Here is a 26,540-nt window from a genome sequence, read left to right as displayed (position 1 = left end):
CTGGTTTGTCCTCGTTGTCGCTGACAGAGTGGTCGCTACAGTCAGGCAACAAAGGACGGGGCATGGAACGTCTACCCACCACGCCGCACGATGCGGTATTTCGACAGATGCTGATGCAAAAAGAGGTCGCCCGCGACTTTCTGGCTATCCACATGCCAGAAGACTTTCTTGCAATCTGCGATCTGGATTCACTGAAGCTGGAGTCGGGGAGTTTTGTTGAAGACAATTTACGCAGCCGCTATTCAGATATTCTCTACTCTCTGCATACCCAACACGGCCCCGGGTATGTTTACGCGCTCATTGAACATCAGAGCAAATCAGACCGGCTGATGGCTTTTCGCCTGATGCGTTACGCCATTGCCGCCATGCAGCGTCATCTGGATGCCGGTCATGATACCTTGCCGCTGGTGGTACCAATCCTTTTTTATCACGGTCCGGAAAGCCCGTGGCCCTATAGCCTTAACTGGCATAATATGTTTGTGAAACCGGATATGGCGAAGGCCTTATACAGCCGCGATTTTGCGCTGGTCGACCTGACGACAATGCCGGATAATCAGCTTTTGCAGCATCGGCGGATAGCGATGTTAGAGCTCCTGCAAAAACATATTCGTCAACGCGATTTAAGCGAACTGCTCGACCCCCTTATCACGCTTTTAACGCAGGATCATTTGACGGACGCGCAGCTCAGTGTGCTGATCAACTATATGTTGAAAGCAGGAAACGCCGCAGAACCCGGGGCGCTAATTCGTCAACTGGCGCAGGGCGCGCCGCAGTATAAGGAACAACTGATGACAATAGCGGAATGGCTGGAAGAAAAAGGCCGAACGGAAGGGTTGCAAAAGGGCCTGCAAAAAGGCCTTGAGCAAGGGTTAGCACAAGGCCGTGAGGCCGAAGCGCGCGCTATTGCCCGCAAAATGCTTGCCAACGGGCTGGAACCCGGGCTCATCGCCAGCGTCACCGGCATTACGCCGGAAGAGCTTTCTACGCTTTCGCATTAGCGGCGCCGCGCGCACTCATAAAGCGCGCGGCCCACCGCCTTTTAGCTTGCCGTAGGTGCCAGATCGCCGCCGTTGAGATCGCGCTTCACTTCAGTGACTTCGTCGCCCTTCGCGTTATGCAGATGCACCTCAAGCTGGTTAAAGGCGATATTGATATCATTTTCACGGCACAGTCGATCGATCGCGCGGTTCAGTTCATCCACCGTATGGCTACGATCGCGCAATTCACGCACGTACAGACGCAGTTCATGATCCAGAGTGCTGGCGCCAAAGGTGGTGAAGAATACGGCAGGTTCCGGATCGTGCATCACCTTCGGATGCTCCATCGCCGCCTGTAGCAAGACTCTTTTCACTTTCTCCAGATCCGAGCCATAAGCCACGCCAAGCCGGATCACCAGACGTGTCGTGGTATCGGAGAGGGACCAGTTAATTAGCCGCTCCGTTACGAACGCTTTGTTCGGAATGATCACTTCTTTACGATCAAAATCGGTAATAGTGGTGGCGCGAATACGAATCTTACTGACCGTGCCGGAGTAGGTGCCGATCGTTACCGTATCGCCAATGCGTACCGGACGTTCGAAGAGGATGATTAAACCCGAGACAAAGTTACCGAAGATCTCCTGTAGCCCAAAGCCGAGACCCACCGACAACGCCGCCGCCAGCCACTGGAGTTTATCCCACGAGACGCCGAGCGATCCGAATACTGTCATCGCGCCAACAGCGATAATGACGTAGTTAAGGATCGTGGTGATCGCATACGAAGCCCCCTGGCGCATATTCAGGCGTGAAAGCACCAGCACTTCCAGCAGGCCGGGTAAGTTGCGGATGAGCGCCCAGGCCACCATCGCGGCAATAATGGCAAATAGCAAGCTGCCCATCGTCACGCTTTTCACCACCGCAGCGCCAGCTTCGGAGCCGTTGTAGTGCCACAGCGTAATGCTATCAAGATAGCTGAATACGGTGATCAAATCGGACCAAATCGCCCAGAACATAACGCCAAACAGGGCAAGCATTAGCAGCATCGTGATACGTAATGTTTGCTGGTTAATCTGCTCCAGCGCGATGGTGGGTTCTTCCTGTGGCTCCGCGCCTTCCGCACCCTCTTTTACCAGGTTCTGACGACGAGCCAGCGCGCGTCGCCAGGCAATCCGGCGCGCCGCTACACTTAACCCGCGCAGCACCGTTTGATAAAGCAGGTTCCAGATAATGACCAGATAGACGGTTTCAATCCAGCGCCCCGCCAGGCGCAGGGTGGTATAGAAATAGCCGGTCGCCGTTAATACCATTAACGCCACTGGAATAATGGAAAGAATCGTCACGGTCACCAGTCGAATGCCGTGAGATTCTTTATCGCGCCAGCTTTCCCGGCACAGTGGCCACACCAGCAATGTTATGACCAGCAGATTGAGGAAAATAACCGCCTGCCCCAGCACGTCATCCATCAGATTCAGCGGCGACAACTCCGCCACCACAGACCAAAAGTGCAGCGGCAGCAATGCGAGGCTAATGCGTACAATCTGGCGACGCCAGTGGCTGGTCAACTGCGCCGGCATACCAAAATGGCGTATCGCCACGCCCTCTTTTTCCAGCACCTTCCAGCACAGCCCAAAGACCAGCCAGAACATCGCGAGCTTTTTACTAAAGGCCCAGAGCAGATCGCTGATATTTAGCTGCATGGTCAGCAGGATCAGTCCAAGCGCGAGGATAATCAGGCACACCGGCAGCGCGCGGATCAGATCGATCAGAATAGCTTTTGGCGTATTGAGCTGACTATCGTTACGCAGCGATCCCACGGCGGCGGCCAGCTTCTGTTGATACGCTTTTAACCATTTCAGACGCCAGCGGATTAAACCGGCGATGAGCAAGAGCGGCAACCCGGCCAAAAAAGCAATAAATACCGCGGGCCAGGCTTTTTGCCAGTTCACCGTGATTTTCATGGCGCTGAATTGCTCTTTTAACGTTTGGGGGAACGCTTTAAGCCAGTCCCAGTCCATAGGGCGGTTACTGTTCACCCAAAAAATCTGCTGCGTCAAAATGGCTTTCAGATTTTTCGAGACGCTCATCAACTGCTGCTGGTTAACTTGCAGGTTAATCGCCATCATCAGCTGGTTACCCAACTGTTTATTTAGCTGATCCAATAGCTCACGGCGCATCTCCACCACCTGAAGCAACGCATCATGAACTTCATCATTCACCTCGCTGGTATGCCCCTCCTCCAGCTTGTCGACAAAGGCATCGCTTTGGAATAAGGCATCACGCTGCTGGTTGATTTCAAACTGCTCCAGACGCAAATCCGCAATGCGGTTGGTCATATCTTCGAGTTCGTCGGCGGAGGGCAGAGTTTGCTGCTGTTGATAAAGAATACGCGACAGCAACAGGCTGCCTTTTAAGACGGCAATCTGTTCTTTGATATTTCTTTCCGACTGCAGCGCGCGATCGAGCCAGTTTTTTACTTTAATGTTTTGCTGCATCAACATATTGCCGTTTTCGGTCGCGACAATCAGACGCTGGCTGAGTTGATGGTTAATATCCAGTTCCTGTTTTACCAGCGGGTTTGCCTGGATACGCGCCGTTTCGTCCGGCGAAATGGCCTCCTGGGCCGTTTTTTCCGTTAGCGTAAGTCGTTTACTGTTGACCGCCTCCTGTAAAAGTTGAAGCTGATGTTCAAGGCGATTACTGTTGGCCGTCACGTAATCCCGCTGTTTTTGCAGGGTGTCCTGCAAAACGGTATTTCCTTCAAGACTCTTGCGTTGCTGGTCGATCTGCGCATTAAGCAGCGCCTGTTGTGCCTGTAATAACACCTGTTGGCTGGGGCGAAGCGCAGCTTCGCCGACGTTATTGCCGTCAAGACGGTTACGGATTTGCTGTATTTGCTGTGAGGCGGTATACATGGCGTTTTGCACGCGCTCAGGCTGGGTCTGTAGCGAAACAAGCTGGCTGTTATAAGCGGCAAGATCGTTTTGCGAATTTTGCAAATCATCCAGTACCTGCGCCACGCGCAGCTCAAGCTGACGTAGCGAAAGCGCACTCAGCGTTTTTCGCATTTCATCATCATTATCGACGTCGCTCAGCGCATTCAACGCAGCCGTCGCCTGACGCATTTTTTCAGGCGCCTGCGCCACCTTCTGCCGTAGCTGTACGGTCTCCTCTTTCACCCGCTCGATTTTCTCCAGCGTAGCTAACGTATCAATAAGGTCCTGCTGGACGAGCTTATCCTGGGCGGAGAGATCTTTTTGCTTATTCAGCGTATCCAGCTGGTTTTGCACATCCGCTTTTGACGGCAGGTCGCCATTCGTTTGCCCCCGGGCAAATGCCAGAGACTGACAGGACAGCAGGATAATAAGGACGCTAATTGTAATAAAAACAAAATGCTGTGAACGTTTATAAAGCTGCAACATAGTCATGAGAATGAAGTGTCTGAACCGGCAAGCAGACCGGAAATAATTGAGTCGCAAGAATATCACGCCTGTAACAAACAGAATAGCGACACAGAAAATGTCCAGGAGTTTTCCTGGAATATTATCAGGGGGAGCCGTTGACCGTCGACGCGCGCAGCGTCGGACACAATTGATACATCTCCAGCAGGATCGTGACGTAGGCGCGAGCTTCTTTTTTTAAATCAAACGATTGCGGAGCAAATAACCAGTTTTCCATGAGCCCTGAAATAAAGCTGCGCATCAGTATCGCCGCACGACGGGTCAGCAGATTTTCAGGCAGCATTTTAGCATTAATACAATGTTTTAACGTTTGTTCAATCCGATCGTAACTTTCCAGACAAAGGCTACGTTGCGCCTGTTGAACCACAACCATTTCTCCGACAAACTCACATTTATGGAATATAATCTCCATCAATAAGCGGCGTCGTTCTTCTGTTACAGTAGCTTCAAGAATATGAACTAAAATTTCTCTTAATACAGATAGTGGATCGTCGGGGAATTTTGCCTGATACTCAATCTCAAGCTCACCAATATTGGATTCTGATAGCTCCCAGATCTCACTGAATAAATCCGACTTATTTTTGAAATGCCAATAGATTGCGCCGCGCGTCACGCCAGCAGCGTTCGCAATCTCCGCCAGCGAGGTTGCCGATACGCCTTGCTGCGAGAACAAACGCAGGGCCACATCCAGGATGTGTTGTCGTGTCTCCAGCGCTTGTTGTTTGGTTTTTCGTGCCATATGTCGGTGAATTTACAGGCGTTAGATTTACATACATTTATGGATGTATGTACCATAGCACGACGATAATATAAACGCAGCAATGGGTTTAAGGACCTTTGACCATTGACCAATTTGAAATCGGACACTCGAGGTTTACATATGAACAAAAACAGAGGGTTAACGCCTCTGGCGGTCGTTCTGATGCTCTCAGGCAGCTTAGCGCTAACAGGATGTGACGACAAACAGGACCAGCAAGGCGGCCAGCAGATGCCAGAAGTTGGGGTTGTCACACTAAAAACGGAACCACTGCAAATCACAACTGAACTTCCGGGTCGTACCGTTGCTTACCGTATCGCCGAAGTTCGCCCGCAGGTAAGCGGCATTATCCTGAAGCGTAATTTCGTTGAGGGAAGTGATATCGAAGCGGGAGTCTCTCTCTATCAGATTGATCCTGCGACCTACCAGGCGACTTACGACAGCGCTAAGGGCGATCTGGCAAAAGCGCAGGCCGCCGCGAATATCGCTGAACTGACGGTGAAGCGTTATCAAAAGCTGCTGGGTACGCAGTACATCAGTAAGCAGGAATACGATCAGGCGCTGGCTGACGCACAACAAGCGACTGCCGCTGTTGTCGCAGCAAAAGCCGCCGTTGAAACCGCACGTATCAACCTGGCGTATACCAAAGTCACCTCGCCGATTAGCGGTCGTATTGGTAAGTCATCCGTAACGGAAGGCGCACTGGTACAGAACGGTCAGGCGTCGGCGCTGGCGACAGTGCAGCAGCTGGACCCTATTTATGTCGATGTGACCCAGTCCAGCAATGACTTCCTGCGCCTGAAGCAGGAGCTGGCAAATGGTTCGCTGAAACAGGAAAACGGCAAAGCGAAGGTCGACCTGGTGACCAGCGACGGTATCAAATTCCCGCAGTCCGGTACGCTTGAGTTCTCCGACGTGACCGTTGACCAAACCACCGGGTCTATTACTTTGCGCGCCATCTTCCCTAACCCGGATCACACCTTATTGCCAGGAATGTTCGTTCGCGCACGTCTGCAGGAAGGGACAAAACCGACGGCATTACTGGTTCCACAACAGGGCGTTACCCGTACTCCACGCGGCGATGCCACGGTGCTGGTGGTTGGCGCTGATAACAAAGTGGAAACCCGCCAAATCGTCGCAAGCCAGGCGATCGGCGATAAGTGGCTGGTGACTGACGGATTGAAAGCGGGCGACCGCGTAGTCGTCAGCGGGCTGCAAAAAGTACGTCCTGGCGCACAGGTTAAAGTACAGGAAATTACCGCGGATAACAAACAGCAAGCCGCAAGCGGTGATCAACCTGCTCAGCCCAGGTCTTAACTTAAACAGGAGCCGTTAAGACATGCCTAATTTCTTTATCGATCGCCCTATATTTGCGTGGGTGATCGCCATCATCATCATGTTGGCAGGGGGGCTCGCGATCCTCAAATTGCCGGTAGCGCAATATCCGACGATTGCGCCACCAGCAGTGACGATCTCCGCAACCTACCCTGGCGCTGATGCGAAAACGGTACAGGATACCGTCACGCAGGTTATCGAACAGAATATGAACGGTATCGATAACCTGATGTATATGTCCTCCAACAGTGACTCCACGGGGACCGTGCAGATCACGCTGACCTTTGAATCCGGCACCGATGCGGATATCGCGCAGGTTCAGGTTCAGAACAAGTTGCAACTGGCAATGCCGTTACTTCCCCAGGAAGTACAGCAACAGGGCGTGAGCGTTGAGAAGTCCTCAAGTAGCTTCCTGATGGTAGTGGGCGTCATTAACACCGACGGCACCATGACCCAGGAGGATATTTCGGATTACGTTGCCGCCAATATGAAAGATCCGATCAGCCGTACCTCTGGGGTGGGCGACGTCCAGCTGTTTGGTTCGCAATATGCGATGCGTATCTGGATGAATCCGACAGAGCTGACCAAATACCAACTGACGCCGGTCGACGTGATTAACGCGATCAAAGCGCAGAACGCCCAGGTCGCGGCAGGTCAGCTCGGTGGTACGCCGCCGGTTAAAGGCCAGCAGCTTAACGCATCGATTATTGCCCAAACGCGTCTGACCTCAACGGATGAGTTTGGCAAAATCCTGCTGAAAGTGAATCAGGATGGCTCCCAGGTTCGTCTGCGGGATGTAGCGAAAATTGAGCTTGGCGGCGAGAACTACGACGTCATTGCGAAATTTAACGGTCAGCCAGCGTCAGGTCTTGGCATCAAACTGGCTACCGGCGCCAACGCGCTGGATACCGCTACCGCTATTCGTGCCGAACTGAAAAAAATGGAACCGTTCTTCCCGCCAGGGATGAAAATCGTCTACCCGTATGACACCACGCCGTTCGTGAAGATCTCTATTCATGAAGTGGTAAAAACGCTGGTCGAAGCGATTATCCTCGTGTTCCTGGTGATGTACCTGTTCCTGCAGAACTTCCGCGCGACGTTGATTCCGACTATTGCGGTTCCGGTGGTGTTGTTGGGAACCTTTGCCGTGCTTGCGGCATTCGGTTTCTCGATAAACACGCTGACGATGTTCGGGATGGTGCTCGCCATCGGCTTGCTGGTGGATGACGCCATCGTGGTGGTCGAGAACGTCGAACGTGTTATGACGGAAGAAGGCCTTCCGCCGAAGGAAGCGACGCGCAAATCCATGGGCCAGATTCAGGGCGCATTGGTGGGTATCGCGATGGTACTGTCGGCGGTATTTATTCCGATGGCCTTCTTTGGCGGCTCAACCGGGGCAATTTATCGTCAGTTCTCTATCACCATCGTATCGGCGATGGCGCTGTCGGTGCTGGTCGCGCTGATCCTGACGCCTGCGCTGTGCGCGACGATGCTCAAACCCGTCGCCAAAGGCGATCATGGCGAAGGGAAAAAAGGCTTTTTCGGCTGGTTTAACCGCCTGTTTGATAAGAGCACGCATCACTACACCGATAGCGTAGGCAATATTCTGCGCAGCACCGGGCGTTATCTGCTGCTCTATCTCATTATCGTCGTCGGTATGGCTTATCTGTTCGTTCGTCTGCCAAGCTCTTTCTTGCCGGATGAAGACCAGGGCGTATTCCTGACAATGGTCCAGCTCCCCGCGGGCGCAACGCAAGAGCGCACGCAAAAAGTGCTGGATGAGGTCACGGATTACTATCTGAACAAAGAGAAAGCCAACGTTGAATCGGTATTCGCCGTCAACGGCTTCGGTTTTGCAGGGCGCGGTCAGAATACCGGTATTGCATTCGTGTCGTTGAAAGACTGGGCCGATCGTCCAGGCGAAAAAAACAAGGTTGAAGCGATTACCCAGCGGGCAACCGCAGCGTTTTCACAAATTAAAGATGCGATGGTCTTCGCCTTTAACCTGCCGGCGATCGTTGAGCTGGGCACCGCAACCGGCTTTGACTTCGAGTTGATTGACCAGGCGGGACTTGGTCATGAAAAACTCACCCAGGCACGTAATCAGTTGTTCGGCGAGGTGGCGAAATATCCTGATCTGCTGGTCGGCGTTCGACCTAACGGTCTGGAAGATACGCCGCAGTTTAAAATCGATATCGACCAGGAAAAAGCTCAGGCGCTGGGCGTATCTATTAGCGACATTAATACCACGCTGGGCGCAGCATGGGGCGGCAGCTATGTAAACGACTTTATCGATCGCGGTCGTGTGAAGAAAGTTTACGTGATGTCCGAAGCGAAATACCGCATGTTGCCGGATGATATTAACGACTGGTACGTTCGTGGTAGCGATGGTCAGATGGTGCCATTCTCCGCATTCTCCTCTTCCCGCTGGGAATATGGTTCGCCGCGTCTGGAACGCTATAACGGTCTGCCTTCGATGGAAATTCTGGGGCAGGCGGCGCCAGGCAAGAGTACCGGTGAAGCGATGGCGATGATGGAAGAACTGGCCAGCAAGCTGCCGTCAGGCATTGGGTATGACTGGACCGGGATGTCCTACCAGGAGCGGTTGTCCGGCAACCAGGCCCCTGCCCTGTATGCTATATCGCTGATCGTCGTCTTCCTGTGTCTGGCGGCATTGTATGAGAGCTGGTCTATCCCGTTCTCCGTAATGCTGGTTGTTCCGCTTGGGGTTATCGGCGCGCTGCTGGCTGCGACCTTCCGCGGACTGACTAACGACGTTTACTTCCAGGTGGGCCTGCTCACAACCATTGGGTTGTCGGCGAAGAACGCGATACTTATCGTCGAATTCGCCAAAGACTTAATGGATAAAGAAGGGAAAGGTCTGGTAGAAGCGACGCTGGAGGCCGTCCGGATGCGTTTGCGCCCGATTCTGATGACCTCGTTAGCGTTCATGCTGGGGGTTATGCCGCTGGTTATCAGTTCCGGCGCGGGTTCCGGCGCGCAGAATGCGGTAGGTACTGGCGTACTGGGCGGGATGGTAACGGCAACCGTACTGGCTATTTTCTTCGTACCGGTCTTCTTCGTGGTGGTACGCCGCCGCTTTAGCCGTAAAAGCGAAGATATTGAGCATAGTCATTCGACAGAACATCGCTGATTTGCTCACTGTTGATAAGGCCGCGCAAGCGGCCTTTTTTACGCAAAAATCATAAAATACGCTTATTGTTAGATTGATTATTTTTTGCCATATTAATAAAAGGTATAATCCTTACTGCGTTAAAGGCTTTTCTTAGGAAAGTTGGCCATTTCTTAATTCAGCCATTAATTAAGAAATATTAAGAATATTCCTGGCTATTTTCTCCTGTCAGAGTCTATTGTTTTAGCCTGAAAAGCTAAAAAACGTTAACCCAATGATTACACAAACAATAAAACTGGTTCCTTTTTAGGCGACCGACGATCACTGTTAAAATTCGAAAAAGTATGGCAACACGCGGCTTTCACGCAATTGTAATTTTTAGTAATATGACGATGAAAAGTTTTTTAGAGTAGATTATAGTTAAATCATAAGGTGACGTGGGAAGTACCAGGTTAGTTAGTTGTATCCATCCCGAAGGTGTTCGGTTAGTTTAAGCCACTAAAAAGGGGATGCATTATGGACGAATACTCACCCAAAAGACATGATATAGCACAGCTTAAATTTCTTTGCGAAACCCTGTATCATGACTGTCTTGCAAACCTTGAAGAAAGCAACCATGGCTGGGTTAATGACCCGACCTCAGCAGTCAACCTGCAGCTCAATGAGCTGATAGAGCATATTGCAACTTTCGCGCTTAATTATAAAATTAAGTACAATGAAGACAATAAATTGATTGCGCAGATAGATGAATACCTGGACGACACCTTTATGTTGTTCAGCAGCTATGGTATTAATACGCAGGATTTGCAAAAATGGCGTAAATCGGGCAACCGCCTGTTCCGTTGTTTCGTCAACGCCACCAGGGCCAATCCTGTTAGTTTGTCTTGTTAAAAATTATTACAATCATAGGTAGAATTTATGTCTGATAAACCATTAACTAAAACTGATTATTTGATGCGTTTACGGCGCTGTCAGACAATTGACACTCTGGAGCGCGTCATTGAGAAAAATAAATATGAATTGTCCGACAATGAGCTGGCTGTATTTTACTCAGCTGCGGATCACCGTCTTGCAGAATTGACGATGAACAAACTCTACGACAAGATCCCCTCTTCAGTATGGAAATTCATTCGTTAATCACGCTACATTACTTTTTAGAGAACACGCAGGTGTTATCTGCCTCCTCGTTCTGGCTAATAACACAACGGGCTATTATAGAACAGTGATATAGATCACATAGCAATAGCAGGGAACGTTCCCTCTAATACTTTATTATTGCTTCTATTGCGATAATATCCACCAAGGGGAGCGCGCGATGAGTGACGAAAAACAAAAAATGATCGCTGGGGCACTGTATTGCCCGACCGATGAAACTTTATGCCAGGATCGACTGCGGGCGCGTCAACTCATCCATCAATACAATTATACTACGCCTGATGAAATAAATAAGCGTCAGGCGATTTTACGCGACCTGTTGGGTCGATGCGAAGACGCCTATATTGAACCTTCCTTCCGTTGCGACTACGGCTATAATATTTTTCTTGGTCACTCCTTTTACGCTAACTTCGACTGCGTCATGCTTGATGTTTGCCCAATTCATATTGGCGATAATTGTATGCTCGCGCCAGGGGTACATATCTATACCGCCACGCATCCGCTGGACGCCGTCGAACGCAACAGCGGCAGAGAATTAGGTAAACCCGTCACTATCGGAAATAATGTCTGGATAGGCGGACGAGCCGTCGTTAATCCGGGCGTAACCATCGGCGATAACGTCGTCGTCGCTTCAGGCGCTGTGGTGATAAAAAACGTACCGCCAGACGTTGTGGTAGGCGGAAATCCGGCGCGAATCATTAAAAAATTGTAGTCAAAATGATAACTGTTATGCTAATTCGTGGTTAATCTGTTACTTTTTTCACGTTACACCTCCCTTTAAAATGGGCTGTTACTACCCCTATGTCGCAGAAATCATGAAGGCAAAAGATGACAGAGATACAGCGCCTGCTTAGCGAAACTATTGATGACTTAAACATCCGTGAAAAACGCGATAACAGGCCGCGTTTTAGTATCAGTTTTATCCGCAAGCATCCTGGGTTATTTATCGCGATGTATGCAGCCTGGTTTGCGACGCTGGCGGTCATGCTGCAATCAGAAACGCTGGTGGGGTCAGTGTGGCTGTTAGTGGTGTTATTTATCGCATTTAATGGCTTCTTCTTTTTCGACATCGCCCCGCGTTATCACTATAACGACATCGATGTGCTGGACCTCCGGGTCTGTTACAACGGCGAATGGTACAACACCCGCTTTGTTCCCCCCACGCTCATTGAGACGATTCTTCAGTCTCCACAGGTGGATAATGAACATAAAGTCCAGCTGCAAAAAATGGTTGCCCGTAAGGGCGAACTTTCCTTCTACGATATTTTTACGCTGGCCCGCGCAGAAGCCAGCCGGTAATAAAAAAGTGCGCACCCTCCCTGGTACGCACTGCTTTCCCTGAACTGTTGGTTTTTTAACGTCTTTTTTTACGCCCCTGAACCGCCTTAAAACGCGGATTTGTTTTACAAATCACGTATAAGCGTCCTTTGCGTTTGACTATCTGGCAATCCGGATGCCGTTGTTTTGCATTGCGAAGTGAGTTTAACACCTGCATTTCATTTACCCCCGTTTAGCGCCGATAAAATGACCGAAACGTTTCTGGAAGCGTGCGGCGCTACTTTCGCTATCAAACGTTTTCTGTCTACCGGTATAAAAAGGATGCGATTTTGATGACACATCAATAGTGACATACGGATATGTCACGCCGTCCAGTTCGATTTCACGTTCAGTTTTGATAGTTGATCCCACTTTCACATATTCATTTGCGCTGGTGTCGTGAAATACGACGGTGCGGTATACAGGATGAATATCAGGTTTCATTGCGCCCTCTCAATTATGTTATAACATAACAATAAAATACGCTATCAACGCTCCTTTTTCAACCGGTAAACATTCACGATCTCTTCCTGGCGGCAAAAGCAACGTGGCGTAACGCGTTAGCCTGGCGCCTGAATCTGTAAAATCGATAAAATAGCTTTATCATTCGAGGGCGCGATTTACGATCGGATATACTTTCTCTACGCTGTGTTTATAAGGACATCACTGTGACAACACGACATCTGGTCAGCCTGGTAACGGGAGTGCTTATCCTGTCTGTCCTTTTCCCGATAGGATTGAGTCTGTGGCTGGCGCACCGTCAAGTTGAAAAGAGGTTTAATGAAGAGCTGGATATCTTCTCGTCCCGGGTGGCGCTACGTACAGAAAGGGTCAGTGACCAGGCAAAAGCCGCGTTAACGCATATTGCCTCCTTTAAAGGCGAGCCCTGCAGCAGTGCCCATTTACTCGCCATGCGCCGCGTGTCTTATAGCTTTCGGTATGTCCAGGAAGTTCTGTATCTTAAAAATTCGATTCCCGTTTGCTCCTCACTTGAAAAAGAGAGCCATATTCCCGCGTTCCCTCCGCCCATGAAAATCACTCGCGACGGTTATCGCGCCTGGTTTACGGCGCAAAACGATCTGGGTATAAAACGCTATATGGCGGCACTCGGGAGCGACAGCTATATCGTGATGATCGACCCGGCGTCCTTTATCGATGTGATTCCGTTTGGCGCATGGCCGATTGACGTCGCTATTATTGGCCGGGAACGCAATACTGTGGTTGCCAGCAGCGGTAACCTTGACCCCGCTATTCTTCCGCTCATTCACCATGAGACGCCCCTGCGGCTGGAAAACCGAGGCATTCAGTATGCTATCCACCCCTTTCCGGAAATGGGCATTACTATCGTAAGCTGGGCACCGACCGCTCCGCTGGAAAGGAGCTGGTATCGACAGGCGTTTATCTGGCTACCGGCGGGCATCGTAACGGGTCTGCTGGCCGCGGCCTTTATTCTGCGTATTTTGCGTCGACTACAGTCGCCCCGCCACCGTCTCCAGGATGCGATAGACAATCGCGAAATTAACGTACACTATCAGCCTATTGTCTCCCTGAGCAGCGGAAAAATTGTCGGTGCCGAAGCCTTAGCTCGCTGGCAACAGGCGGACGGCACCTTCCTTTCGCCGGAAATTTTTATCGCGCTGGCTGAACAAACCGGGCTCACGGAGCCGCTAACCCGGCTAATCATCGACACCGTTTTTGAAGACATGGGGAGTTGGTTAAAGTCCCATCCCGAACAACATATTTCAATCAATCTTGAGGCATCCGATCTGGCGTCGGAAACGTTGCCGACGCTGTTAAGCACGCTGCTGAACCGTAGCCAAATTTCTCCGTCGCAAATCGCGCTTGAGTTAACGGAACGCGAGTTCGCCGATCCGAAAACCAGCGCGCCCATTGTCGCCAGATACCGTAACGCGGGACATTCAATTTATATTGATGACTTTGGCACCGGCTATTCCAGCCTCAGCTACTTACAAAATCTGGATGTGGATGTCCTTAAAATTGATAAATCTTTTGTCGATGCGCTGGAATATAAAAACGTCACGCCGCATATTATTGAAATGGCGAAAACGCTCAAACTTAAGATGGTCGCAGAAGGCATCGAAACGGCCAGGCAAGAACAGTGGCTACGCCAGCATGGCGTACATTATGGTCAGGGCTGGTTATACAGTAAACCCCTACCCGCTACGGCATTTATTCTTTGGGCGGAACAGCGGCTATAACGTCGCACAGCAGAAAAGAACAGTGTGGAGAGGCACAAATGGGTGGGGGCCCTGCCAGCTACATCCCGGCACACGCGTCATCTGCCTTGGCTGCTTCCTTCCGGACCTGACCTGGTAAACAGAGTAGCGTTGCGGGAGAACCAACAGAGCCCCCATTGAGAGCGTTGTGAACCAACGCGCAGGCGCATTATCACTGCTATATCGTGCAATTGCAACCCATCAGGCATCGGATGCTGGTTTCTTGCGCATCCGGGCTTTCCTCCCCCCTTATTCCAGATTATCCTGAAGCATTAACGCAGGATTCTATTATGGATATTCAGGACACATTTCCTCAACGCGTCTGGCAAATCGTCGCCTCGATCCCGGAAGGGTTTGTCACGACCTACGGCGATGTCGCCCGGCTTGCCGGTTCGCCTCGGGCGGCGCGTCAGGTCGGCGGAGTTTTAAAACGTCTGCCGGAAGGCAGCACTTTACCATGGCATCGGGTGGTGAACCGCCACGGCGCAATATCACTTACCGGGCCGGATCTACAGCGGCAACGTCAGGCATTACTGGCGGAAGGCGTGGTGGTGTCGGGAAGCGGACAAATCGATTTACAACGCTATCGCTGGGTGTATTAACCCTCTCCGTAACGGAGAGGGTTGGCGCAGGATTAATACTGGGTAGGCGCAGGAACGGCAGAAGACGAATTGACCTGGGTCGGCGAAGTCGATGGAACCGTCGTCGTCGCACCACCGCTGGCCTGCACAGGCACCGCCGTTTGCTGTACCGGTACCAGCGTCAGATCCGCTTTAGTGCCGCCATTATTAATCACCGGTTTCACGCTATCGGTAATAAATACCAGCTTATTATCAACGGTGATGGCCGCGCTCAGGAGGATGCGCGCGTTAGGTTGAATATCTGATGGGTTAAACGGCAACACAAAACTGAAAGGCGCCTGTTTACCTTCGGTACGTACCGCTTTTTGCGACAGCACCTTAGACGGCGCATCAGCCAGCGAAGCATCTGAAAGCGTCACGGTCAGCACCGCATCTGGCGGCAGAGCGACCTTCTGGCGGATCCAGACGGTACCGGAAACATTGGGTTGCTGAATAGTAGACTGGTTAGCTGTAATCGACATGTTAGGGTTTGGCGCAGGCGTCTGGATATCAGCGCTTTTATCAGCGCAGGCCGCCAGAGATATCGCAACCGCTAAACCACTTACGATGTGCACGAGTTTCATTCAATTCTCCTTATCATCAATGCACCAGCAGGCCTTTCCCCCCGCCGGAAGAGTGGTTAACAGAAACATAACGTGATTAAGTGTGGCACATGTCACTCATTTTTGCCTGGAATTGGTCTGTTATTCAGACTTTTGTACCCATCGGACCACTTGCAAAATTGCGTTATACTCTGCCCTACCTCGCTTCGGCATCGTTGTCACCTGGAGAGTATGTATGAGTCAGACACTGAATAATTTGCTGACATTATTGAATCTGGAAAAAATTGAAGAAGGACTCTTTCGGGGCCAAAGTGAAGACTTAGGGCTGCGCCAGGTATTTGGCGGTCAGGTGGTGGGCCAGGCGCTCTATGCCGCCAAAGAAACGGTGCCGGAAGCGCGACTGGTGCATTCATTCCACAGTTATTTTCTGCGGCCAGGCGACAGCCAAAAACCCATTATCTATGACGTAGAAGTGCTGCGCGATGGGAATAGCTTCAGCGCCCGCCGCGTTGCCGCTATTCAGAACGGGAAACCCATCTTTTACATGACCGCCTCATTCCAGGCGCCGGAACCGGGTTTTGAACATCAAAAAACCATGCCGACGGTAGTCGGGCCGGAAGGACTACCGTCAGAAACGGAAATCGCGCAATCGCTGGCGCATTTACTGCCGCCGATTCTGAAAGAAAAGTTTCTCTGCGATCGCCCGCTGGAAATTCGTCCCGTCGAATTTCACAATCCGTTGAAAGGTCACGTCGCCGCGCCTGTGCGTCAGGTATGGATTCGCGCCAACGGCACCGTTCCGGATGACATTCGCGTCCATCAATATTTACTGGGATATGCCTCTGACCTGAATTTCCTTCCCGTCGCGCTTCAGCCTCACGGCATCGGTTTTCTGGAAAAGGGCATTCAGATCGCCACTATCGATCACTCTATGTGGTTCCATCGCCCGTTCAATTTTAATGAATGGCTACTTTATAGCGTGGAGAGCACTTCCGCCTCCAGCGCCCGGGGCTTTGTTCGCGGCGAGTTTTATACTCAGGATGGCGCGCTGGTCGCTTCAACCGTGCAGGAAGGGGTAATGCGCAATCACAATTAAAAAACATGCCGCTATGCGGCGTTAATGGCCTGATGACGCTGCGCTTATCCGGCCTACGGTAAACTGGATAAGCGCAGCGCCATCAGGCATGTTGCGCAATCACGCGTTATACGCATTCTCGCCGTGACTGTTCACATCCAGCCCCTCGCGCTCCTGCTCTTCCGGTACACGCAGTCCAACAAGGATATCCGCCAGTTTGTAACCAACAAACGCGACAACGCCGGACCAGACGACCGTAATAGCAATACTTTCCAGCTGTACCATCACCTGATGTCCCATCGTAACGCCGTCGACAAAGCCAACGCCGCCCAGCGAACTGGCGGCAAAAACGCCGGTCAGGATACAGCCGACTATTCCGCAAACGCCGTGAACGCCAAATACGTCGCACGGATCATCTACCCGTAGCAGACGTTTAAGCATGGTGACTCCCCACAATCCCGCCAGACCCGCAATAACGCCGATAACCAGCGCGCCGCCAACGCCAACATAGCCACAGGCTGGCGTCACGCCGACCAGACCGGCAATCGCGCCGGAACACGCTCCCAGCAGGGAAGGCTTACCGCGTAGCGTCCACTCGCCGATAATCCACCCCAGAATCGCGGCGGCGGTCGCCACCACGGTGTTCACAAAGGCCAGCGCTGCTATCTCGTTTGCGCTACCGGCAGAACCCGCGTTAAATCCAAACCAGCCGATATACAGAATCGCAGTACCGGTAAAGACCATCGGCAGGTTATGGGGTTTAAATGCTTCCTTCCCAAAGCCGACGCGTTTGCCAATTAAATAAGCCCCCACCAGCCCAGCGATAGCGGCGTTAATATGCACCACTGTACCACCAGCAAAATCCAGCGCGCCGTGAGCAGCCAGCAGGCCGCCGCCCCACACCATGTGCGCAATCGGGATATAAGAGAGCGTGAACCACACCACGACAAAAATCAGTACCGCCGAAAAACGAATACGCTCCGCCAGCGCGCCGACAATCAGCCCGACGGTAATACAGGCGAAAGATCCCTGAAACGCGACATGAATATACTGATAAATCGTACCCGTTACCGCCGTCAACGCGATATTCTTCAACATCGCCCCATCGGCATTACCGAAAAAATGATTCCCTTCGCCAAAAGCCAGCGAATAGCCGTACACCACCCATAAAATACAGACCAGCGCAAAGGTGACGGTCACTTGCGTTAACATTGACAGCACGTTCTTGGCGCGAATTAATCCGCCGTAAAACAGCGCGATACCCGGTATCGTCATGAACAGCACCAGCGCGGTGCAAATCATCATAAAAGCACTATCCGCTTTATCGGCAACCGCCGGCGCGGCTATCGTTAGCCCAGGCAGCAGCGCCAGTGAAGCCAGTGTGGTTTTTATCATCGCTATCTTCATTTTTTCATTTCCTGTTGCTGTGTGGCGGGTCTTACAGCGCTGCTTCGTCAGCTTCGCCGGTACGAATCCGAATAACGCGCATGAGCTCCGCGACGAAAATTTTGCCGTCGCCAATTTTTCCGGTGTAAGCCGCTTTACTGATGATATCGATCACCTCTTCCAGTTGGTCGTCGGCGATAGCCACATCAATTTTGACCTTCGGCAGGAAATTCACGCTGTACTCCGCGCCGCGATACAGTTCGGCGTGTCCTTTCTGACGGCCAAACCCTTTCACTTCGGTGACGGTCAGTCCCTGAATGCCAATGGAAGAAAGCGCCTCCCGCACGTCCTCCAGCTTGAACGGTTTGATAATCACGGTAACCAGCTTCATAGAACCCTCCAGTCAGAATTAGGTAACGGCTGCCGCCGCGCATGGACTCTTCTGAATGGATATTGCAAAGGATGTGCCAGAAGCTGGCGAGCGAGGAAAAGCGCGGTTAGCGGCGCGTCTTTATATTGACGCGCCCCAAAATCGAAACAGGGAAAGAAAAACGCACCACGACGGTGCATGATGGGCGAGGTTTTGCCCTGTGGCGCCAAACCTTACGCCGCAGGGCCGGGTTCTTCGTGTACGCTGGCGGCTAACTCCTCGCCAACTAACTGTAATTGATACATTTGCCAGTAGCGTCCTTGTGCCGCCAGCAATTGTTGATGCGTCCCGCGCTCCACCGCCTGGCCGCGATGGAGAACCAGAATGGTATCCGCCTCCACGATTGTCGATAGCCGATGGGCAATAACCACCAGCGTGGTGCGCTCGCGAATCGCCGCCAGCGCCTGCTGTATCGCCTGCTCAGTGCCGGAATCGATGCTGGCCGTCGCTTCATCAAGAATTAATATTTGCGGGGCGTCAACCAGCACGCGCGCCAGCGCCAATAGCTGTTTTTGCCCGACGGACAGCGTATTTCCCTGCTCGCCGAGATGCGTATGCAGCCCGTCGCTCAGGCCGCGCGCCAGATCTGCCAGTTGTACCGTTTCCAGCGCCTGCCACACCTGCGCCTCGGAGACATCGCGCCCCAGCGTCACATTAGCCAGAAAGGTATCCGCCATCACTACCGGGTCCTGTTGAACCATCGCCACGCCCTGGCGTAAAACGCGATGATTAAGAGAGGCGATTTCTCGCCCATCCAGCCGAATTTCGCCTTGTGTCAGGGGGTAATACCCCATTAATAAGCTGGCGAGCGTGCTCTTCCCGCTGCCGGTGTGCCCCACCAGCGCCACAAAGCTACGGGACGGTACTGATAGCGTAATGTCCTGTAAAACAAGATTATCGTCGCGGTAAGCAAACGACAGATGATCAATATCAATCGCCCCGCTTTGTAACGGCCTGTCGTCGCTGCCATAGCGCTGGCGCGGGCGATCCATCAGTTCAAAAACACGTTCTCCCGCCACAACCGCCTGCTGTAGCATGGATTGCTGGGTGGTCAGTTCAATGAGCGGCTCGTTCAGACGTGACAAATAGCTAATGAACGCATACAGCACCCCGACCTCAATCGTGCCGGCAGACGTAAAGCTGAAAAGCATCAACAAACCGCATAAAATGAGCGCGGAAAAGAGGCTAAGCAGCGGACGCAATAAAAAGCCATCCAAGCGCAGCGTCTGCATCCGCGCCATGTAGTGCGAGCGGCTGGCCTCGCCCATGCGTTCGCCGAAGCGCGCCTGCTGGCGAAACTGCTGGATTACGCTCATCCCATTGATGATTTCGTTAAAGCCGTCGTTAATATCCGCCAGGTATGCCCGCACGCGGCGTACAATCGGCGTGCTGTAGCGCTGATAAATGATCATCACGGTCAATACCGCCGGAAAAATCAAAATCGCCACCAGCGCCATCCGCCAGTCAAGGCTGAACATAGCGACCAGCATGGCGCCGATCAACGCCGCGCTACGTAATACCGTTGCGACGACCGTGACGTACAGATCGCGGATGACTTCCGTATCGTTGGTCACGCGTGAAATTAATTGTCCGACAGGCTGCGTGTCGAAGGCGCTTAGCGGCTGGCGCAAGGCGGCATCCATGACGTCCGTGCGCAAGGACTGAACCACGCCAACGGCCGCCCGGTTAAATAATAAAGACTGGGCGTAATGCAGACCCGCCGCCAGAAATTGTAGCCCCACATAGGCGGCCGCCAGCCCCGCGACCTTGCCCAACGGTAAATGGTGGCGGGCCACCATGTTATCAATGAAATAGCTGATCAGCAGCGGACCGCTAACCTCCGCCGCCGCCGCAATCCACAGCATCATCACCGCGACAGAGAGCGGTTTTCGCCATGGCGAGCCATACGCCAGCAACCGTTTCAGCGTCGGCCATAGCTGTCCAAAACTACGCATTCACCGCCTCCTCGCCGCGTTCCGGCGCGTCATCCAGCGCGGCCTCCAGTTGCTGATAGCGATACATATCGCGATACCAGCCAATCTGCTGCGCCAGTTGATCGTGATCGCCGCGCTGAACAACATGACCATGTTGCATAACGATAATTTCATTGGCGTCGGTCAGCGCGGATAAACGATGCGCGCTGATGATGACCGTACGCCCTTCGCCCCACTGGCGCAAATTATGCAAAATCTGATGCTCCGTGCGGCCATCTACTGCAGAAAGCGCATCATCGAGAAGCAGAATTTCCGCATTTAACAGTAGCGCTCTGGCAATCGAGATACGCTGTTTTTGCCCTCCCGATAACATGACGCCACGTTCACCTACCTGCGTGTCGTAGCCCTGAGGCAAGCGGAGAATATCCTCATGTACGCTGGCTAAACGCGCCACCTGTTCAATCTCCTCCTGAGTCGCCTCCGGGCGTCCGAGCGCAATATTATTCGCAATAGAGTCCGAGAACAAAAACGGCGTCTGGCTGACAACCGCCAGTCGGCTACGCCAGCTATCCAGTTGCAGATGCGTCAACGGCATGTCATGGAATCGGATCTCTCCCTGCGTCACATCAAAATGGCGCTGGATAAGCGACAATATTGTGCTTTTCCCCGCGCCGGTCGGACCGCATATCCCCAGCATCTGACCCGGTTTAAGACGAAAGTTCACATTCTCCAGCGCCGGATGCGTCGTTTGCGGATAGCAAAACTCACGAATGGCCGCCGTCAGTTCGCCGCGCCCCGCCGGGACCGGCTCTTCGCCATCCTTAACTACCGGCGCTTCCGCCAGCATGGCGCGGATGCGGCTGTATGCGGCGCTACCCCGCTCCACGATATTAAACATCCAGGCCAGCGCCAGCATCGGCCAAATCATCAACCCCAGATACATCATAAAGCTGGTGAGTTCGCCCAGCGTCAGGCTGCCGTTAACCACCATCCAGCTTCCGCCGCTAATCGCGAGCAGGTTCGCCATGCCAATGGCGATGTAAATGGTTGGATCAAAACGCGCGTCAATACGCGCCACGCGCATATTTTTCTTGCCGGTATCTTCGGCATCCGCCGCAAACAGCGAAGACTGGCGGTCCTCCAGACCAAACGCTTTGATCATGCGGATGCTGGTCAGACTCTCCTGCGTGCGGTCGTTCAGGCTGGAGAAGGCGGCCTGCGCCAGTTTGAAATAATCATGCAGCCGATCGCCGTAACGTTTGATCATCAGCGCCATAATCGGCATCGGCAACAGCGCTAATAGCGTTAGCTGCCAGCTAATTTGCGTCGACATGACAATCAGTACCGCACAGCCCATTACCAGCGAGTCAACCAGCGTCAGAACGCCCTCGCCCGCTGCAAATACGACGCGATCCACATCATTCGTCGCACGCGCGATAAGATCGCCCGTCCGATGGCGCTGATAAAATTCAGGATGCTGACGACTCAACTGGCGATAATAATCTTCACGCAGTTCAACGGCTAATTGATAAGAGGCGCCAAATAGCAGCACGCGCCAGACATAGCGCAACAAATAGACCACTACGGCGATCAGGGCAATGGTGCCAATCCACATCGCTATTCGGCCTGGAGTAAACTGCTGTGCGGTTACGCCATCCACGACAATCCCCACCACTTTGGGCGGGATTAGCTGTAGCATCGCAATAAGCATAAGCAGGGCCACTGCGCCAAGATAGCGACGCCATTCCCGGCGAAAGTACCAGCTTAATTGAGCAAATAATCGCACGCGTTATTTCCTGATATGATTTCCGGCAATACCGGGAGAATTATTCAATGGGCAGAGAGGTGGTGTACTTAATCTGTTCCATCGCAAAACTGGAGGTGACGTCTGACAGTCCTGGGACGCTATTGACCAGACGTTTATAGAAGTCGTCATACCGCTTCATGTCGGCCACCTGAACTCGCATCAGATAGTCGTATTCCCCCGCCATCCGCCAGAAGCCAAGCACTTCCGGCATCTCAGAGACGACGGTCACGAACCGACAGTACCATTCACTGCTGTGGTGCTGCGTTTTTATCAACACGAAAGCGGTTAATCCCAGCCCCAGTTTTTCCGGGTCCAGCAGCGCGACCCTGCCAAGCAGGATACCGTCATCTTCCAGGCGTTTAAGCCGCTTCCAGCAAGGCGTTGTCGTCAGATTAACGGCATCCGCCAGCGCCTGCAAAGAGAGGGTACAATCCTGCTGCAATAAGCAAAGCAGCTTACGGTCAATTTTATCTAACATACCCACTCCATAGAGAATATTTTTCTCCTTACATTGTAATTTAAAGGTCAAATAGCAACAATTTTTTCCGTACTTTTCGCTACTCTTGGCACAAAATGATAAATGGATATTAATGATGAGTAGCAATTGGGTTAAAAATGCCATTAATGAAATTAACGCTGACCACCAGCGCTCGGCGGATACGCATCTTATTCGTTTGCCCCTGTCGGCATTTCCAGGTATCCAGCTTTACCTGAAAGACGAAAGCACGCATCCCACCGGTAGCCTCAAGCATCGTCTGGCGCGCTCGCTGTTCCTTTATGGGTTGTGCAATGGCTGGATTAAAGAAGGCACTCCGATTATTGAAGCGTCATCAGGCTCAACGGCGATTTCCGAAGCCTGGTTCGCGCGTTTACTGGGACTGCCGTTCATCGCCGTCATGCCCGCCTGTACCGCAAAACGTAAAATCGAACAGATTCAATTTTACGGCGGCCACTGTCATTTTGTGGAGAGCGCCTGCGAAATTTATGCCGCCTCCGAGCGGCTGGCGCATGAACTGAACGGTCACTATATGGACCAGTTTACCTACGCAGAACGAGCTACCGACTGGCGGGGCAACAATAATATTGCCGACAGTATTTTCCGCCAGATGCGCAACGAACTCCATCCGGTACCGCGATTTATCGTCATGAGCGCCGGAACGGGCGGAACCTCTGCGACGATTGGGCGCTATATTCGCTGCCAGGGCTATGATACTCAGCTCATGGTGGTGGATCCGGAAAATTCCGTCTTTTTACCTTACTGGCAGGATCGCGACGCTTCATTACGCAGCCCGGTAGGCAGTAAAATTGAAGGAATTGGTCGTCCGCGAGTAGAGCCTTCTTTTATTCCGGATGTCGTGGATGAGATGCTGCGCGTGCCGGACGCCGCCAGCGTTGCCACCGCACACTGGCTGGAAACGCAGCTAGGCCGTAAAGTCGGCGCCTCTACCGGCACGAATATGTGGGGAGCTCTGCAGCTTGCGGCCCGGATGCGCGAGGCTGGAGAAACCGGCGCTATCGTGACGTTATTGTGCGATAGCGGCGATCGCTATCTGGATACCTATTACCATCCGGCCTGGGTTAGCGACCATATCGGCGATTTGACGCCGTGGTCAGCGGCCATCGCAAAATTACTTACCGGCGACTAGAAACCAAAAAAAAGCCAGACTGAATGTCTGGCTTGCTGGAAGAGATCTCTCATTCGGGGGAATAAGGTAGATGCGGATTGTCCAGCCAATGCGTCAAAAAGTGTGATACCGCTTGATTACCACAATGTCCGATAACCGAAAGGTGTGGCAGCGCGGCGATAAGCTGCGGCATGGCATTGCCCATAATGAGCCCCCGCCCGACGCTGCCCAGCATTTCCCGATCGTTCATCGCGTCGCCAAACGCCATGCAATCTGCCAGTGAAAGCCCTAAATGGTTGCTCAATACCGCCAGCGCCGATCCTTTATTGCACCCCAGCGGTAGCACTTCCAGGCAGTCGACGGCAGAGAAACAGAGGTGCGCGCGTTCTTCCAGCGCCTCATTGAGCTGAATGCGCAAACGGATCAGATCGTCATGATCGCCGCAAAAACAGATCTTCGTCACCTGATGGGCCGGAATGCTTTTTATATCGATAACCTGATAACGAAAGCCGCTGTAGACGTGCGCCTGGAGTAGCGCGGGGATCTCCTGGCCTGTAAACCAGCCGTTGTCATTAAACACATGCATACTGGCTCGGGTATCCCAGGCATGGTGCATCACCGTATCGGCAACCTGAGGATCGAGATCCTGACGATGCAGCACGTCGCCTTCCAGCGAGTGAATTCGCGTCCCGTTACCGGTAATAAGATAAGCATCCAGTGAAAGCGTCCCCAGAATATGCCGCATTTCCAGCACATGACGACCCGTAGCGAATGTCAGGGTGATATCGCGTTCGCGCAGACGCGCCAGCGTGGCGATCGTTTCTCTACCCAAATGGTGATCGGGCATTAATAACGTGCCATCCATATCAAATGCTGCCAGACGGGCCATCTCTTTCTCCACACTGTGACGCGGTTAACTTGTTGTTCAGTATTACCTGAGATATACGGAAGTAATAGTGAACAGATAAAAGGAAGTGTTCCGGGTTTCTATGAGGCTACTGAATCGGCTTAATCAATATCAACGCCTCTGGCAGCCTTCCGCCGGGGAAACGCAACATGTCACCGTTAGCGAACTGGCCGAACGCTGTTTTTGTAGCGAGCGCCATCTGCGAACGCTGCTGCGTCAGGCCCAGCAGGCAGGTTGGCTAAGATGGGAGGCGCAGTCCGGGCGCGGGAAACGTGGACGGCTCCAGTTTCTGGTCACGCCGGAATCGCTCCGCACCGCCATGATGGAACAGGCGCTGGAAAAAGGGCAGCAGCTCAACGTACTGGAACTGGCGCAGCTGGCGCCGGGCGAGTTACGGGCGATGCTCCAGCCTTTTATGGGCGGCCAATGGCAAAACGATACGCCGACATTGCGTATTCCCTACTATCGTCCGCTTGATCCGCTGCAGCCGGGTTTCCTGCCAGGCCGCGCGGAACAGCATCTCGCAGGGCAAGTTTTTTCCGGGTTAACGCGCTTCGACCGCGACAGTCAATATCCTTGCGGGGATTTGGCGCATCACTGGGAGGTTTCCGCCGACGGTTTACGCTGGGATTTTTATATTCGCTCCACGCTGCACTGGCATAATGGCGATGCGGTGGATACCGCGCAGCTACACGAACGCCTGGAAAGGCTGCTTACCCTACCCGCGCTAAGCAAATTGTTTATTAGCGTCGCACGGATCGAAGTAACGCATCCTCAGTGCCTGACCTTTCTCCTTCACCGACCTGATTACTGGCTGGCGCATCGTCTGGCGAGCTATTGTAGCGGTCTGGCGCATCCTGACCTGCCGCTTATCGGCACCGGTCCTTTTCGCCTGGCGTTGTTCACGCCGGAACTGGTGCGTCTGGAAAGTCATGACCATTATCACCTCAGCCATCCGCTGCTGAAAGCGATTGAATTCTGGATCACCCCGCAACTGTTTGCCCAGGATCTGGGCACCAGTTGCCGCCATCCGGTGCAGATTGCCATCGGCAAACCGGAAGAGCTGGCGACGCTGAGTCAGGTAAGTAGTGGTATCAGTCTTGGCTTTTGTTATTTAACCCTCAAAAAGGGCTCACGGCTCAACGTACAGCAGGCGCGGCGTCTGATACATATTATCCATCATACTTCGCTGCTGAAAACCTTACCGGTAGATGAGAACTTGATTATGCCAAGTCAGGGGCTGCTACCCGGCTGGACAATCCCGCAATGGCAGGACGTTGATGAAACGCCATTGCCGAAAAAACTTACCCTGGCGTATCACCTTCCCGTAGAGCTGCATACGATGGCGGAACAGCTTCGACATTACCTGGCGACGCTCGGCTGTGAGTTAACGTTGATTTTTCATAATGCCAAAAACTGGGATAACTGCCCTGCGTTGGCGCAAGCGGATCTGATGATGGGCGACAGGCTGATCGGCGAAGCGCCGGAATATACGCTGGAGCAGTGGCTACGTTGCGATCAGATCTGGTCACATGTCCTGGACGCGCCTGCGTTTTCCCATCTGCAGGCTACGCTTGACGCTCTGCAAATTCAGCCCAATGAAAAAGATCGCCGCGCCGCGCTACAACAAGTTTTTGCTAACCTGATGGATGACGCCACACTTACGCCACTATTTAATTATCACTATCGCATCAGCGCCCCACCGGGCGTTAACGGCGTTCGACTCACCCCTCGCGGCTGGTTTGAATTTAGCGAAGCCTGGCTTCCGCCGCCTTCGCCGTGAAGAAGCTGGTCGGGATTATCCGTACGCGTTACCATATTGGC

23 protein-coding genes, 1 other RNA gene and 21 other annotated features are annotated in these 26,540 nt (G+C 52.6%); of the genes, 12 read left to right on the top strand and 12 right to left on the bottom strand.

Annotated features, from left to right (window positions below):
• Window positions 1-56: 56 nt before the first annotated feature.
• Window positions 57-62 (top strand) — a ribosome-binding site (putative RBS for STM0479; RegulonDB:STMS1H000821).
• The gene (locus STM0479; protein ID NP_459474.1) for a putative transposase occupies window positions 57-998 on the top strand. Within the gene, window positions 63-998 belong to an annotated coding region; the region does not span the whole gene. Its footprint overlaps the feature before it by 6 nt.
• Window positions 999-1,039: 41 nt before the next feature.
• Here the strand turns inward: STM0479 and aefA are convergent.
• Both aefA and acrR read right to left on the bottom strand, forming a co-directional pair.
• The gene (aefA, locus tag STM0478; RefSeq protein ID NP_459473.1) at window positions 1,040-4,402 is read right to left on the bottom strand and encodes a putative small-conductance mechanosensitive channel; all 3,363 of its coding nucleotides are present in this window, start codon (window positions 4,400-4,402) and stop codon (window positions 1,040-1,042) included.
• Window positions 4,403-4,520: 118 nt separating this feature from the next.
• Complete coding sequence (gene acrR / locus STM0477) at window positions 4,521-5,174, bottom strand: acrAB operon repressor (TetR/AcrR family) (RefSeq protein ID NP_459472.1); 654 nt, start codon at window positions 5,172-5,174, stop codon at window positions 4,521-4,523.
• Between the two features lie 130 nt (window positions 5,175-5,304).
• Window positions 5,305-5,310: a ribosome-binding site (putative RBS for acrA; RegulonDB:STMS1H000820), on the top strand.
• Here acrR and acrA point away from each other — a divergent pair.
• The 6 genes from acrA (at window position 5,305) to ylaC (ending at window position 12,114) form a co-directional block, all read left to right on the top strand.
• The gene (gene acrA, locus STM0476; protein NP_459471.1) for an acridine efflux pump occupies window positions 5,305-6,509 on the top strand. Within the gene, window positions 5,316-6,509 belong to an annotated coding region; the region does not span the whole gene. Its footprint overlaps the feature before it by 6 nt.
• 6 nt (window positions 6,510-6,515) lie before the next feature.
• Window positions 6,516-6,521 (top strand) — a ribosome-binding site (putative RBS for acrB; RegulonDB:STMS1H000819).
• Window positions 6,516-9,681, top strand: a protein-coding gene (gene acrB / locus STM0475; RefSeq protein NP_459470.1) for an RND family, acridine efflux pump. Within the gene, window positions 6,532-9,681 belong to an annotated coding region; the region does not span the whole gene. Its footprint overlaps the feature before it by 6 nt.
• Window positions 9,682-10,163: 482 nt before the next feature.
• Window positions 10,164-10,169, top strand: a ribosome-binding site (putative RBS for ybaJ; RegulonDB:STMS1H000818).
• Window positions 10,164-10,551 (top strand): putative cytoplasmic protein gene (gene ybaJ, locus STM0474; protein ID NP_459469.1). Within the gene, window positions 10,177-10,551 belong to an annotated coding region; the region does not span the whole gene. (Overlaps the previous feature by 6 nt.)
• 15 nt (window positions 10,552-10,566) lie before the next feature.
• Window positions 10,567-10,572: a ribosome-binding site (putative RBS for hha; RegulonDB:STMS1H000817), on the top strand.
• Window positions 10,567-10,797 (top strand): hemolysin expression modulating protein (involved in environmental regulation of virulence factors) gene (gene hha / locus STM0473; protein ID NP_459468.1). Within the gene, window positions 10,579-10,797 belong to an annotated coding region; the region does not span the whole gene. (Overlaps the previous feature by 6 nt.)
• Window positions 10,798-10,961: 164 nt before the next feature.
• Window positions 10,962-10,967: a ribosome-binding site (putative RBS for maa; RegulonDB:STMS1H000816), on the top strand.
• Window positions 10,962-11,527, top strand: a protein-coding gene (maa, locus tag STM0472) for a maltose o-acetyltransferase (RefSeq protein NP_459467.1). Within the gene, window positions 10,976-11,527 belong to an annotated coding region; the region does not span the whole gene. (Overlaps the previous feature by 6 nt.)
• Window positions 11,528-11,633: 106 nt before the next feature.
• Window positions 11,634-11,639, top strand: a ribosome-binding site (putative RBS for ylaC; RegulonDB:STMS1H000815).
• Window positions 11,634-12,114, top strand: a protein-coding gene (gene ylaC, locus STM0471; protein NP_459466.1) for a putative inner membrane protein. Within the gene, window positions 11,644-12,114 belong to an annotated coding region; the region does not span the whole gene. It overlaps the preceding feature by 6 nt.
• Before the next feature lie 55 nt (window positions 12,115-12,169).
• Here ylaC and rpmJ2 read toward each other — a convergent pair.
• Together rpmJ2 and rpmE2 are read right to left on the bottom strand one after the other, a co-directional pair.
• The gene (gene rpmJ2, locus STM0470; RefSeq protein NP_459465.1) for a putative 50S ribosomal protein L36 (second copy) occupies window positions 12,170-12,315 on the bottom strand. Within the gene, window positions 12,170-12,310 belong to an annotated coding region; the region does not span the whole gene.
• Window positions 12,310-12,315, bottom strand: a ribosome-binding site (putative RBS for rpmJ2; RegulonDB:STMS1H000814). (Overlaps the previous gene by 6 nt.)
• Window positions 12,316-12,585 (bottom strand): putative 50S ribosomal protein L31 (second copy) gene (rpmE2, locus tag STM0469; RefSeq protein ID NP_459464.1). Within the gene, window positions 12,316-12,576 belong to an annotated coding region; the region does not span the whole gene.
• Window positions 12,580-12,585: a ribosome-binding site (putative RBS for rpmE2; RegulonDB:STMS1H000813), on the bottom strand. (Overlaps the previous gene by 6 nt.)
• 203 nt (window positions 12,586-12,788) lie before the next feature.
• Window positions 12,789-12,794, top strand: a ribosome-binding site (putative RBS for ylaB; RegulonDB:STMS1H000812).
• Here rpmE2 and ylaB point away from each other — a divergent pair.
• The gene (ylaB, locus tag STM0468) for a putative diguanylate cyclase/phosphodiesterase domain 2 (RefSeq protein ID NP_459463.1) occupies window positions 12,789-14,351 on the top strand. Within the gene, window positions 12,801-14,351 belong to an annotated coding region; the region does not span the whole gene. Its footprint overlaps the feature before it by 6 nt.
• 37 nt (window positions 14,352-14,388) lie before the next feature.
• On the opposite strand, the gene ffs is transcribed toward ylaB, so the two are convergent.
• Window positions 14,389-14,504: signal recognition particle, RNA component (gene ffs / locus STM0467), an RNA gene on the bottom strand.
• Between the two features lie 67 nt (window positions 14,505-14,571).
• Window positions 14,572-14,577: a ribosome-binding site (putative RBS for ybaZ; RegulonDB:STMS1H000811), on the top strand.
• Here ffs and ybaZ point away from each other — a divergent pair.
• Window positions 14,572-14,971 (top strand): putative methyltransferase gene (gene ybaZ / locus STM0466; RefSeq protein ID NP_459462.1). Within the gene, window positions 14,582-14,971 belong to an annotated coding region; the region does not span the whole gene. Its footprint overlaps the feature before it by 6 nt.
• A 32-nt stretch (window positions 14,972-15,003) precedes the next feature.
• On the opposite strand, the gene ybaY is transcribed toward ybaZ, so the two are convergent.
• The gene (gene ybaY / locus STM0465) for a glycoprotein/polysaccharide metabolism (RefSeq protein NP_459461.1) occupies window positions 15,004-15,585 on the bottom strand. Within the gene, window positions 15,004-15,573 belong to an annotated coding region; the region does not span the whole gene.
• Window positions 15,580-15,585, bottom strand: a ribosome-binding site (putative RBS for ybaY; RegulonDB:STMS1H000810). It overlaps the preceding gene by 6 nt.
• 189 nt (window positions 15,586-15,774) lie before the next feature.
• Window positions 15,775-15,780, top strand: a ribosome-binding site (putative RBS for tesB; RegulonDB:STMS1H000809).
• Between ybaY and tesB the strand changes: the two genes are divergently transcribed.
• The gene (tesB, locus tag STM0464; protein NP_459460.1) for an acyl-CoA thioesterase II occupies window positions 15,775-16,648 on the top strand. Within the gene, window positions 15,788-16,648 belong to an annotated coding region; the region does not span the whole gene. (Overlaps the previous feature by 6 nt.)
• A gap of 99 nt (window positions 16,649-16,747) precedes the next feature.
• On the opposite strand, the gene amtB is transcribed toward tesB, so the two are convergent.
• The 5 genes from amtB to ybaO all read right to left on the bottom strand — a co-directional run bounded on the left by amtB (window position 16,748) and on the right by ybaO (window position 22,673).
• The gene (amtB, locus tag STM0463) for a putative Amt family, ammonium transport protein (RefSeq protein NP_459459.1) occupies window positions 16,748-18,048 on the bottom strand. Within the gene, window positions 16,748-18,034 belong to an annotated coding region; the region does not span the whole gene.
• Window positions 18,043-18,048: a ribosome-binding site (putative RBS for amtB; RegulonDB:STMS1H000808), on the bottom strand. It overlaps the preceding gene by 6 nt.
• Before the next feature lie 17 nt (window positions 18,049-18,065).
• The gene (gene glnK, locus STM0462; protein ID NP_459458.1) for a regulatory protein P-II 2 occupies window positions 18,066-18,416 on the bottom strand. Within the gene, window positions 18,066-18,404 belong to an annotated coding region; the region does not span the whole gene.
• Window positions 18,411-18,416 (bottom strand) — a ribosome-binding site (putative RBS for glnK; RegulonDB:STMS1H000807). Its footprint overlaps the gene before it by 6 nt.
• Before the next feature lie 200 nt (window positions 18,417-18,616).
• Window positions 18,617-20,411, bottom strand: a protein-coding gene (gene mdlB, locus STM0461; RefSeq protein ID NP_459457.1) for a putative ABC superfamily (atp&membrane) transporter. Within the gene, window positions 18,617-20,398 belong to an annotated coding region; the region does not span the whole gene.
• Window positions 20,391-22,176, bottom strand: a protein-coding gene (gene mdlA, locus STM0460; RefSeq protein NP_459456.1) for a putative ABC superfamily (atp) transporter. Within the gene, window positions 20,391-22,163 belong to an annotated coding region; the region does not span the whole gene. Before mdlA ends, mdlB begins: the two co-directional genes overlap by 21 nt.
• Window positions 20,406-20,411 (bottom strand) — a ribosome-binding site (putative RBS for mdlB; RegulonDB:STMS1H000806). It overlaps the preceding gene by 6 nt.
• Window positions 22,171-22,176: a ribosome-binding site (putative RBS for mdlA; RegulonDB:STMS1H000805), on the bottom strand. (Lies within the gene mdlA.)
• A gap of 27 nt (window positions 22,177-22,203) precedes the next feature.
• Window positions 22,204-22,673 (bottom strand): putative transcriptional regulator (AsnC family) gene (ybaO, locus tag STM0459; RefSeq protein NP_459455.1). Within the gene, window positions 22,204-22,662 belong to an annotated coding region; the region does not span the whole gene.
• Window positions 22,668-22,673: a ribosome-binding site (putative RBS for ybaO; RegulonDB:STMS1H000804), on the bottom strand. It overlaps the preceding gene by 6 nt.
• A 96-nt stretch (window positions 22,674-22,769) precedes the next feature.
• Window positions 22,770-22,775 (top strand) — a ribosome-binding site (putative RBS for STM0458; RegulonDB:STMS1H000803).
• Here ybaO and STM0458 point away from each other — a divergent pair.
• Window positions 22,770-23,830, top strand: a protein-coding gene (locus STM0458) for a putative cysteine synthase/cystathionine beta-synthase (protein NP_459454.1). Within the gene, window positions 22,775-23,830 belong to an annotated coding region; the region does not span the whole gene. (Overlaps the previous feature by 6 nt.)
• Before the next feature lie 49 nt (window positions 23,831-23,879).
• Here STM0458 and cof read toward each other — a convergent pair.
• Window positions 23,880-24,710 (bottom strand): putative hydrolase gene (gene cof, locus STM0457; RefSeq protein ID NP_459453.1). Within the gene, window positions 23,880-24,698 belong to an annotated coding region; the region does not span the whole gene.
• Window positions 24,705-24,710, bottom strand: a ribosome-binding site (putative RBS for cof; RegulonDB:STMS1H000802). Its footprint overlaps the gene before it by 6 nt.
• A 78-nt stretch (window positions 24,711-24,788) precedes the next feature.
• Window positions 24,789-24,794: a ribosome-binding site (putative RBS for ybaE; RegulonDB:STMS1H000801), on the top strand.
• Between cof and ybaE the strand changes: the two genes are divergently transcribed.
• The gene (ybaE, locus tag STM0456) for a putative ABC transporter periplasmic binding protein (protein ID NP_459452.1) occupies window positions 24,789-26,499 on the top strand. Within the gene, window positions 24,799-26,499 belong to an annotated coding region; the region does not span the whole gene. Its footprint overlaps the feature before it by 6 nt.
• Window positions 26,500-26,540 lie beyond the last annotated feature (41 nt).

It is taken from the genome of Salmonella enterica subsp. enterica serovar Typhimurium str. LT2 (assembly GCF_000006945.2).
GTDB lineage: Bacteria > Pseudomonadota > Gammaproteobacteria > Enterobacterales > Enterobacteriaceae > Salmonella > Salmonella enterica.
This window is presented reverse-complemented; position numbering and strand designations above follow the sequence as displayed.

Coding starts and splice junctions, on each gene's coding strand:
- aefA (NP_459473.1), bottom strand. CDS start 4,402: ATGACTATGTTGCAGCTTTATAAACGTTCACAGCATTTTGTTTTTATT.
- ylaC (NP_459466.1), top strand. CDS start 11,644: ATGACAGAGATACAGCGCCTGCTTAGCGAAACTATTGATGACTTAAAC.
- hha (NP_459468.1), top strand. CDS start 10,579: ATGTCTGATAAACCATTAACTAAAACTGATTATTTGATGCGTTTACGG.
- maa (NP_459467.1), top strand. CDS start 10,976: ATGAGTGACGAAAAACAAAAAATGATCGCTGGGGCACTGTATTGCCCG.
- amtB (NP_459459.1), bottom strand. CDS start 18,034: ATGAAGATAGCGATGATAAAAACCACACTGGCTTCACTGGCGCTGCTG.
- acrB (NP_459470.1), top strand. CDS start 6,532: ATGCCTAATTTCTTTATCGATCGCCCTATATTTGCGTGGGTGATCGCC.
- acrA (NP_459471.1), top strand. CDS start 5,316: ATGAACAAAAACAGAGGGTTAACGCCTCTGGCGGTCGTTCTGATGCTC.
- ybaE (NP_459452.1), top strand. CDS start 24,799: ATGAGGCTACTGAATCGGCTTAATCAATATCAACGCCTCTGGCAGCCT.
- ybaJ (NP_459469.1), top strand. CDS start 10,177: ATGGACGAATACTCACCCAAAAGACATGATATAGCACAGCTTAAATTT.
- tesB (NP_459460.1), top strand. CDS start 15,788: ATGAGTCAGACACTGAATAATTTGCTGACATTATTGAATCTGGAAAAA.
- ybaZ (NP_459462.1), top strand. CDS start 14,582: ATGCTGGTTTCTTGCGCATCCGGGCTTTCCTCCCCCCTTATTCCAGAT.
- ybaO (NP_459455.1), bottom strand. CDS start 22,662: ATGTTAGATAAAATTGACCGTAAGCTGCTTTGCTTATTGCAGCAGGAT.
- acrR (NP_459472.1), bottom strand. CDS start 5,174: ATGGCACGAAAAACCAAACAACAAGCGCTGGAGACACGACAACACATC.
- STM0479 (NP_459474.1), top strand. CDS start 63: ATGGAACGTCTACCCACCACGCCGCACGATGCGGTATTTCGACAGATG.
- glnK (NP_459458.1), bottom strand. CDS start 18,404: ATGAAGCTGGTTACCGTGATTATCAAACCGTTCAAGCTGGAGGACGTG.
- ybaY (NP_459461.1), bottom strand. CDS start 15,573: ATGAAACTCGTGCACATCGTAAGTGGTTTAGCGGTTGCGATATCTCTG.
- STM0458 (NP_459454.1), top strand. CDS start 22,775: ATGATGAGTAGCAATTGGGTTAAAAATGCCATTAATGAAATTAACGCT.
- mdlB (NP_459457.1), bottom strand. CDS start 20,398: ATGCGTAGTTTTGGACAGCTATGGCCGACGCTGAAACGGTTGCTGGCG.
- rpmJ2 (NP_459465.1), bottom strand. CDS start 12,310: ATGCAGGTGTTAAACTCACTTCGCAATGCAAAACAACGGCATCCGGAT.
- rpmE2 (NP_459464.1), bottom strand. CDS start 12,576: ATGAAACCTGATATTCATCCTGTATACCGCACCGTCGTATTTCACGAC.
- cof (NP_459453.1), bottom strand. CDS start 24,698: ATGGCCCGTCTGGCAGCATTTGATATGGATGGCACGTTATTAATGCCC.